The following is a 9,206-nucleotide window of genomic DNA, read 5'->3' as shown; positions in this document are numbered from 1 at the left end:
CGGCGCCGAACCTTCTCCAGATCAACAAGATTGCCGGCTCGTTTTGCTCCAGGTGAATGTAGCAGCGTCGAATGGTCGCCACAGCCTTGATCCGGAGGATGAAGACGGTGACCACGAACGATCTCGATTATCATTCGACCCGCATGCGGCAGGAGCGGGATGCGGGCCTGAGATCCCAGAACGTCAGGGTTGCCCGCGCGCATCTGCGCCTGGCGGATCTGCACGGCCGGGTATTGATGGCGGCGGGCGGGAAGATCCGCGATCCGCTGCTGCTCGACTGAACGCGATATACAGAACAAGGAAGAGAGAGATGCGAAATCTATCGATGCTGGCGGCTCTGCCCCTCTTGGCCGCGATCGGCGGCTGCGGCCAGGGCGAACGCGGCGGTGCCGGCGATATCGTCACGACCAACACCGGCGACGTCGTCCTCAACGATGCGCAAGCTAACTATGCATTCCGCGGCGACAACGAGCAGGTCGCCGGCCAATCGAATGCGGTCGACACCCAGGCCATGCCGCAAGCGAATGGCAACGCGTCGGGCTCATCGGGTAATATACAGTAGGCCCTAAGAGACGCGAGATGTCGCCTTACGACGTGCAGCTAGCGCACAGCGACTTCGGGCTAACCGAGCGTGGCGCCGGCCGGGTTTCGGACGGCCTCAGCGTCATCAGTGGAGCGCTTCGATCGTCTTGGTCGGTGCCGACCGACACCTTCGTCACCGCGGATATCCCGTTGCTGCTGACGCAACTAAGCCTGATCGACACGCGCCGCGACCCGTGAGCGAGCAGTAGCGGCTCCTCGCCGTCGAAGCGCGGTATTCAGGCCGTCCACCCAGCCAACTTGGCCGGTTGCTCAGGTATTCCTTGTTCGTGGACATGCTTGTCACGGCCCGATCGATCACGCGAATGTTGCCGTCAAGCGTCTGGGATGGGCTGCTCGCCGGCCCGCCTGCCCTCCTGCCCTCCGACACGCCCGAGCTTCTGCGGCGCAAGCGGCGGTAATGCGGTCGGCGCCTGAGTGGAGGGCGCCCTTCTGGTGGCCATATTGCCAATTGACGCATGCCCGTTCGTGTCATCACGCCGTCCATGGTGGAGTGCCTTGAGCATCGGAGGAGCGGACATGAGAAGGTCGCAGATTACACGCGCAGTACTAACGCTCGCGATGCTGGCGTGCACTCACAGCGAAGCATTTGCCGCTTCGCCCACAGCAACAAGTGACGCGGTGGTAGCTGGGTCGGCATCGCTTGCCGCGCCGAGCACGAAGCCAACGTTCGTTCCAGCGGACTTCGACGTGCCGACGAGCGTCGAAGCAGCGGGTTTCAAGATCCTGCCCTTAGGCCCCGACCTCGTCGACGTCGATTTCGCCGCCTACATGTCGTCGATCAAGCATTTGCAGAAGACCTTCTCGCGCAGCGCGGATTGGCCGCACGGAGGCATCACCCACGCCGATGCCATGAAGGACATGGAGACCGAACAAGCAAGGTTCAGCGCCCGCAAGTCCTTCGCCTACGCCGTGCTCACGCCGGATGGCCGTCGCGAGCGTGGGTCGGTCTACGTTTCACCGAGCCCCGTCCCGGGCTACGATGCCGTCGTCCGGATGTGGGTCACCAAGGCCGAACACGACGCGGGCTTCGACGCCGAACTCTACAAGTGGGTCGGCAGTTGGATGAAGAAGGCTTGGCCCTTCGCCAAGGTCGCTTACCCTGGCCGTTCCATAGACTGGAAGGTCTGGGACCGAATGCTTCAAGTGCAGCGATCGGGGCAAAATGCCTCGGTGGTCGATAAGCAATAGTCGCTCATCCGGCATCTAGATGCGTTCTCCGGGACCAGCCTCCAACACCCTGGCTTGGCAGAGTAGTTGCGGACGACCGCAGCTCAGGGCATCTCACGCACCCAGATCGAGCGAAAGCTGATCGGCGCGCTGGGATCACCGTGGTCCTGCAACTTGATCGACGTCGCACCATGCGCGGTGTAGCGCGGCGGTCCGATGTACGTGGTCTCCCCTTTGAGCGCGACATGGTCTTGAACGAGCACGCCATTCCAGAACACCGTCAGATAGGCAGGGACCTTCAACTTGCCGTCAGATGAAAAAATGGGCGCGGTCCAGACGACGTCGTAGGTCTGCCAGTCGCCCGGCTTCCGGGCCGCGTTCACCAGCGGCGCCTGCTGCTTGTAGATGCTCCCCGCCTGACCGTTGACGTAGGTCTTGCTGCCATAGCTATCCAGGATCTGGAGTTCGTACCCCGCATCTCCCTCGCCGGTGGAGGCGAGGAACAACCCGCTATTGCCGCGCGCCTGCCCCGTCCCGGTGATGTCGCGTGGAATGCGCCATTCGAGATGAAGCTGGTAGTTGCGGAACCGACGCCTGGTCTCGATGTTGCCCGTCCCTTTGCGCACGGTCAGGGCTCCGTCCGCCATCGTCCAGCGCGCGGGCGACTTGTCCTTGGACGAAACCCACTCATCGAGATCGCGTCCGTCGAACAGCACAACCGCATCGGAAGGCGCAGTCACCGGGAGCGCCGCTGCCGGCGCGGGCGTGACGATCTTCGGCTCGGGGCTCCAGACCTCGGTTTCCTCAGGCCTAGCAGCAGGAGCCGTCTGTGCGAGCGCGACGGCGAAGAAGATTGCTGCGGTGCTCACAAGGTCCATCCTGCACGATATTCGCGATCGAGAAAGCGGTTGGCATCGGGCACGTTGGTGACCCGCCCCGCCTCGCCGTCATATTCGATCGGCTGGTCTGCCCTTAGCGCCACCATACCCAGGATCATCGTCTCGTTCAGCGGCACGGCGACCGAAAAGGGCGAGGAGATCGCCTCCTCGCCGCGGATCGCGCGGATCCAGTTCATCTCGTGCGCCTCTCGACCGCCCTGGATGCGCGGGAGCGATACGGGGACCGCCGCGGCACGCGCGTCTGCGCCCTCACCGATCAGCACCGGCTTCTCGCCATAGGTGTCGTGCATCATCAACCCACGGTCGCCGACGTAGAGCACGCCGCCGTCTGGGTTCATGCGCGCACTGGCAGGCATCGCCGCAGGCGTCGGCGGCATCAGCCCGCCGTCATACCATGTGAGGGTCAGCGGACCGCCCGGCGCATTGCCGAACCGATAGGTGGTGATGTTGGCGAGCGGATAGCTGCCCAGATCGGCCGGCGGCTTACCGTCCCAGATGTCGGCATCGCCGCCCCAGCGGCTGTGGCGCGTTTCGATCCGGGTCGGCAGGCCGGGCTGCAACGCCCAGATCGGAAAGTCGATCAGATGCGCGCCCATATCGCCCAGCGAGCCGACACCGAACGGCACCCAGCCGCGCCAATTGAAATGCGCGTAATCGGGATTGTAGCCCCACTCCACCGGCGCCGGCCCGAGCCATAGATCCCAGTCGAGCGTCGCAGGCTTTGTCACGGGCGTCGGGCGCGCCTCCCCCTGCGGCCAGAGCGGGCGATTGGTCCAGACATGCACCTCGCGCACCTTTCCGATCACGCCGCCGCGGATCAACTCGACCGCGCGCCGGCCATCGTCGCCCGAATGGCCTTGGTTCCCCATCTGGGTGACCAATTTCGGATTGCGGCGTGCCAGATCGAGCAGCACCCGGCCCTCGCGTACCGTGTAGGTCAGCGGCTTCTGCACATAGACATGGATGCCGCGCTCCATCGCGGTCTTGGCAGCGATGGCGTGATGATGATCGGGGGTCGCGATCACGACCGCGTCGATGTCCTTGCGCGCGTCGAACATGCGTCGATAATCGACATACTTTGCGGCTCGATCATAAGCCGCCTTCAGCTCGACGCGATCCGCCCGGCTCGCACCCTTGTCGTCGACGAAGGACTTGGCGACATGGGCAAGGTCGACATCGGCCATCGCAACGATGTTCTGGCCGGTGAGCTTGGCCATGTTCTGCGCGCCCATGCCCCCGGCGCCGATCACCGCGACGTTGACCCGGTCGCTGGGCGCGAGCCGCCTAGCCGCAGCACCTCCCGGCAACGCAAAAAGCCCGGCGCTTGCCGCTGTTCCGCCGAGCCAGCTTCGGCGGGTCATCCCGCTGCTCACTTCAGTCGCCCGATGCGTGTCGTCCTTGGTGCCGACAGCGTCATTGCGGTCAGCAGGAATGTCCGGTTCGACATGGCCTTACTCTCCTGTTTGCTGTCCCAACTTGCCAAGCCCGTATGCCATCGACAAGCGCCATCAGCAGCGCCAGCGCTGCGGCACCGCATCAAGCCCGATGCTGTCAGGGCCACCGCCCCCCCAGGCCTCACCTGTGCTGATGGCCAATATCGTTCGCTAACGTGCCGAATTTGCCACACTGAGGAAACAATCTTGCTTGGTGCTCGGCCCCGCCCGCCCGATGTCAGCGTCGTGCCGAGCAAATGGTTGGTTTTAACCTGCTGATCCGCCGCAAAAATATAAGACTCGCATCATACCAGCCACGAAAAACCGCTGCTGCTGCAGACGTCTTGTGCAAAAAAGCTGCTGTTGACTCAGTTTGCGGCCGTGTTAGCGCAACCACAGCGGCGAAGACCGTGTGAACTCAAGACCGCCGGAAGACGGCGGTTGAGTAGAGGAGGGATTATGATCAAGTTTCCGTGCGCGCTCGTCCAATCGGCATCCACCATCGCGATGATGGCGTGTTTCGCCGCGAGCCCGGCTCTCGCTCAGGCGGGCACCGCCCCGACCGACCAGGGCGCCAATACGACCAATGCTCAGCAGACCGGCCAAGGGACGGTACCGGATGCGGCCCCCGCCACCTCCACGTTGAGTGACGGCCAAGGCAACGTAACCGACGACATCGTGGTCACCGGCGTTCGCGCCTCGCTGAACCGCGCCATCGACATCAAGCGCACGTCGGCCGGCGTCGTCGACGCGATCTCGGCCGAAGACATCGGCAAGTTCCCCGACACCAACCTCGCCGAATCGCTGCAGCGGATCACCGGCGTGTCGATCACGCGGTCGAACGGCGAAGGGTCGCAGGTCGCGGTTCGCGGCTTCAGCGGCGGCTTCAACTTGGTGACGCTGAACGGACGCCAGCTGGCGACGACGAGCATCGACTTGAGCACTGGCAACGCGTTTGCGACCGGCACCGGTCGTTCGTTCGACTTCCAGAATCTCGCATCCGAAGGCGTCTCCACGCTCGAGGTCTACAAGACCGGCCGCGCGAACATTCCTTCGGGCGGCATCGGCGCCGCGATCAACGTCGTCACTCGGCGTCCGCTCGACGCCCGCCAGGACGGCTTCTCCGGTTCGATCGGCGGCAAGGCGCTGTACGACAGCTCGGTGGAAGATGCCGAGGCGGACCTGAGCCGGATCACGCCCGAGTTCTCCGGCTTGCTTAATTGGAAGAACGTCGACGAGACCTTCGGCGTGAGCGTCTTCGGCAGCTACCAGCTGCGCGAATCTTCGTCGGTGCAGTCGAACCCGAACTATTGGAACATCGTGCCGCTGGCCGATTTCCTTAACACCGCGGGTGCGTACATCCGTCCGACCACGACGATCACCAATCGTCCCACGACCGCCTATGTCCAGATCCCGAACGACAGCCGGTATCAGTTCTCCGAAAACCGCCGCGAGCGTTTGAACGGGCAGGCCGTGCTGCAGTTCAAGCCGACCGAGCGGCTGGAGCTGACGGTCGACGGCCTGTACGCCCGCAACAAGCTCAGCGACGAGCGCTCAGAGCAGACCAACTGGTTCCAGCGTCCGTTCACCGAGGTCGCCTTCGACGACAACGACCGGATGCAGACGGCGGTCGTCCTTGCCGAGGCGATCCAGGCCGACAAGGGATACGAGCAGCAGCGCTTCGCCACGAAGACGGAGCTCTACTCGGTCGGCGGCAACGCCAAATGGAACTTCACCGACACCCTGTCGCTGCGGCTCGACGCGAACCACTCCAAGTCGACCACGGATCCCGACAACGCGAATGGCTCGTCGGCGACGACCATCTCCATCGGCGCCCCGGTGCGCGCGACGCATCGCGTCGATTATTCCAACGGCTTCCCCCAGCAGTCGGAGACGATCAACGACAACAACGCGACTAACGGTGGTCGTGGCGGCAACAACAACGGCCTGCTCGACGCGGGTGATCTCGGCTCGCAGGTTGCGCGCCGGATCAACTCGCAGCAGGAGGCGCGCATCAACCAATATGGTGCCGAGCTCGGCTGGGACCTAGGCCAGGACAGCAGCTTCAAGTTCGGCGGCAACTATATCGACGCGAAGACCCGCTCGGCGTCGTCCAACACGCAGCAGACCCTTGGTGACTGGGGCATTACGGATAACACCGGCGTCTTCCAGCAACTCGCCGGCGACCTCGTCAGCACCTATTGCCTGACCTGCAAGTTCGACAAGTACAACCCCAACTCGACTGGTTCGTCGCTGGTCGCCTTCCGGGCGGACGCGGTCGACCTGCTGAACGTGTTCGAGCCTTACTATGCATCGGCCGTACCCGCCTCGCCGGGCGTGGCGGCACGGCCGGCACGGCCGGCGGTTCTGCAGGGCTCCAGCGACGACACGGTGGGCGAGAAGACGTGGGCCGTGTACGGGCAGCTTGCCTGGGGCGGCGAGCTCGCCGGTCGGCGCGCCAACGCGCTGATCGGTGTCCGCTACGAGCAGACGCGCGTCAACTCGATCAGTCTCCAGTCGATCCCGGCCTCGCTGCAATGGCAGTCGGATAACGACTTCAACGTCATTGGCGGACCGCCGGGTGCCGCGGTGCAGGTCAAGGCCAAGTACGACAACCTCCTGCCCTCGCTCGACTTCAACATTGAGGTTGTGGACGACGTCGTGGCCCGTACCTCGTTCAGCCGTACGCTGGCCCGCGCGGACTATGGCAACCTGTTCGCCTCCGTCACGGCTAACGCACCTAACCGGCCCACCGCGCTCGGCGCAGCGCCGGCGCCCGCTAGCCGGCAGGATCCGGGTCTGCTGCCGTTGCAGTCGGACAATTTCGACGTGTCGGTGGAATGGTACTACAAGCCGTCGAGCTTCGTCTCGATCGGCTTCTTCAACAAGGACGTGCGCAACTTCATCGGCAACCAGATCACCAACGGCAACTTGTTTGGCCTGCGTGATCCGGGTTCGGGCGCGGCTGGCTCGCGGTCGGGCGTAGCGCTCAACTACCTGCGCACCAACAACATCGCTCAGACGGACATCAACCTGTTCGCCTATAGCGCTCTGCTGGTGCAGAACGGCGGCAACCAGGGGGCGGCAACTGCTGCGTACCAGGCCAACGCGGACGCGCAGGGCAATTACCAGAACAACACCGTCTATCAGAACCTCGCAAACGCCGTTAACATCGACGGCGACGCCAACGATCCGCTGGTCAACTTTGCGATCAGCGGCCCGGTCAACAACCGCGAAGGCAACATCCACGGCTTCGAACTCGCCTGGACGAACTTCTTCGGCGAGACGGGTTTCGGCTTCGCGGCGTCGTATACCAAGGTCGATGGCGACGTGAACGTCGATCCCTATGCCGATCCCAACGTCAACATCTTCGCGTTGACCGGGTTGGGCGACAGCGCCAACTTGACCGGCATCTACGAAAAGAACGGTTTGTCGGTTCGGGTGTCCTACAACTGGCGTGATAAGTATCTCGCGGGCACCAACCAGGGCGGTAATCGTAACCCGCTGTTCACCGACACGTTCGGCACGCTCGACGCCAACATCAGCTATGATCTGACCGAGAACATCGCGCTGTCGCTGGAGGCGGTCAATCTGACGAGCGAGCCCTTCCGCCAGTATGCACGCGGCAAGACCAACCTGGTGTTCGCACAGGAACTGAAGCCTCGCTTCTGGGCCGGCGCACGGTTCCGCTTCTGATCGGGTCTGGGAGTGGGTTCAGGCCCACTCCCGATACCTGACAATCAAGGCCGCCGCGCACTGTGCGGCGGCCTTTTTCTTTTGTTGCCGCCGCCGCACTGCTAGGATTGGCGACCAACAGGACCGGAGCGGATGAACCCCGTACAGATCAACAATGTCGACCATGCCGAACTGCGCGTGAGCCCGCGCGCCGGTGCCGAATTCGGTGACGCCGCCAATCAGGCGCTGGTGTTCCCCAGCGAATTCGAAGAACTCCAGCGTGAGTTCGCGATCATCTTCCGCCGCCGCGACACCGGCATCCAGGCCTATGCGCTGCTGGGGCTCGACCGGGACGAGAACCTGTTCCTTGCGGGCGACCGCTGGGCGAGCCGCTACGTTCCCGCCAGCCATCGGCGCGGCCCCTTCTCGATCGGCATCGCGCGATCGTCCACCGACGCTGAACCAGGGGAACCGCTGGTCCATGTCGACATGGACGATCCGCGCGTCGGCGATGCGGACGGCCTGCCGCTGTTCCTCGAACATGGCGGCAACGCGCCATATCTCGACCATGTGTCGGGCGTCCTGCGACTGCTCTACCAGGAGATGGACGCTGCCCCGGCGGCCTATGCGGCACTCGACGACGCCGGCCTGCTCACCGCCGTGACGCTGACCGTCGATGTCAGCGAGGAACGCCGCTACACCCTGCCCGACGTGCTCGTGATCGACGTCGAACGTCACGCCGCGCTTACCGGCGAGCCGCTGGAGCGGCTCCACCGCGCCGGCCTGCTGCGCCTTGCGACCTTGGCGACGGCGTCGCTCGGCAACATCCAGCAACTCATCGCGCGCAAGCAGGCGCTGCTGGGTGCGGCCGGGTGACCACGCTGCCGGCCATCGCCCGCCGCACACATGTGATCGAGGGGGCGGACGCCGCTACCCTGCCCGTTGCCGACCTGATCGCCGAAGGTCGCCCCGTCATCCTGCGTGGACTGGCCCGCCACCTGCCCCTCGTCGAAGCAGGCGTGGAAGGGTCCGGTCCGGCGATCGCCTGGCTCAAGAAGTTCGACGGCGGCCGGCCGGTCACCGCCTATATCGGCGATCCCGCGATCGGCGGCCGCTTCGGCTATTCCGACGACCTCACCGCACTAAACTTCACCCGCGAGAGCGGCGCGCTGTCGACCTATCTCGACCGTTTGCTCGCCAGCCTCGACGATCCCGGTGCGCCCACCATCTATATCGGCTCGACCGACATCGACCAGTATCTGCCTGGCCTCCGTGCGCAGGCGGCGCTGGCGTTCGGGGATCCGCAGTTGGCGGAGAATCCGCCGCTGGTCAGCATCTGGATCGGCAACCGCACCACCGCCGCGACACATTACGACATGTCGAACAACATGGCCTGCTGCCTCGTCGGGCGGCGGCGGTTCACGCTGTT

At 64.3% G+C, this 9,206-nt stretch carries 9 protein-coding genes; 7 read left to right on the top strand and 2 right to left on the bottom strand.

Going from position 1 to position 9,206, the window contains the following annotated elements; all coding sequences use genetic code 11:
* The first annotated feature begins 98 nt into the window (after nt 1-98).
* The 4 genes from ACFE77_RS02835 to ACFE77_RS02820 all read left to right on the top strand — a co-directional run bounded on the left by ACFE77_RS02835 (nt 99) and on the right by ACFE77_RS02820 (nt 1,791).
* On the top strand, nt 99-281 hold the full coding sequence (locus ACFE77_RS02835) for a hypothetical protein (RefSeq protein WP_375420112.1): 183 nt from the start codon (nt 99-101) through the stop codon (nt 279-281).
* Between the two features lie 29 nt (nt 282-310).
* On the top strand, nt 311-562 hold the full coding sequence (locus ACFE77_RS02830) for a hypothetical protein (RefSeq protein WP_375420111.1): 252 nt from the start codon (nt 311-313) through the stop codon (nt 560-562).
* Nucleotides 563-579: 17 nt separating this feature from the next.
* Nucleotides 580-780 (top strand): hypothetical protein, encoded by a 201-nt coding sequence (locus tag ACFE77_RS02825; protein ID WP_375420110.1) that lies wholly within the window; start codon nt 580-582, stop codon nt 778-780.
* A gap of 339 nt (nt 781-1,119) precedes the next feature.
* Nucleotides 1,120-1,791 carry a twin-arginine translocation pathway signal protein gene (locus ACFE77_RS02820; protein WP_375420109.1) on the top strand — a complete coding sequence of 224 codons (672 nt, stop codon included), beginning with the start codon at nt 1,120-1,122 and terminating at the stop codon, nt 1,789-1,791.
* Nucleotides 1,792-1,874: 83 nt separating this feature from the next.
* Here the strand turns inward: ACFE77_RS02820 and ACFE77_RS02815 are convergent, their stop codons facing one another.
* Together ACFE77_RS02815 and ACFE77_RS02810 are read right to left on the bottom strand one after the other, a co-directional pair.
* Nucleotides 1,875-2,639 (bottom strand): DUF1080 domain-containing protein, encoded by a 765-nt coding sequence (locus ACFE77_RS02815; protein ID WP_375420108.1) that lies wholly within the window; start codon nt 2,637-2,639, stop codon nt 1,875-1,877.
* A complete protein-coding gene (locus ACFE77_RS02810) occupies nt 2,636-4,030 on the bottom strand; it encodes a Gfo/Idh/MocA family protein (RefSeq protein WP_375420107.1) in 1,395 nt (464 codons plus the stop codon). The genes ACFE77_RS02815 and ACFE77_RS02810 overlap by 4 nt, the downstream gene beginning before the upstream one ends.
* 531 nt (nt 4,031-4,561) lie before the next feature.
* Between ACFE77_RS02810 and ACFE77_RS02805 the strand changes: the two genes are divergently transcribed.
* The 3 genes from ACFE77_RS02805 to ACFE77_RS02795 all read left to right on the top strand — a co-directional run.
* Nucleotides 4,562-7,798, top strand: a complete 3,237-nt coding sequence (locus tag ACFE77_RS02805) for a TonB-dependent receptor (protein ID WP_375420106.1) — start codon at nt 4,562-4,564, stop codon at nt 7,796-7,798.
* A gap of 132 nt (nt 7,799-7,930) precedes the next feature.
* Nucleotides 7,931-8,653, top strand: a complete 723-nt coding sequence (locus ACFE77_RS02800; RefSeq protein WP_375420105.1) for a SapC family protein — start codon at nt 7,931-7,933, stop codon at nt 8,651-8,653.
* On the top strand, nt 8,650-9,206 hold a 557-nt coding region (locus ACFE77_RS02795; RefSeq protein ID WP_375420104.1), incomplete at its 3' end, for a cupin-like domain-containing protein. The genes ACFE77_RS02800 and ACFE77_RS02795, both read left to right, overlap by 4 nt.

Origin of the sequence: uncultured Sphingomonas sp., from assembly GCF_964243315.1 — a bacterium.
Classification (GTDB): domain Bacteria; phylum Pseudomonadota; class Alphaproteobacteria; order Sphingomonadales; family Sphingomonadaceae; genus Sphingomonas.
Note: the sequence above shows the minus strand (reverse complement) of the source record. Positions and strands in the feature narration are given on the sequence as shown.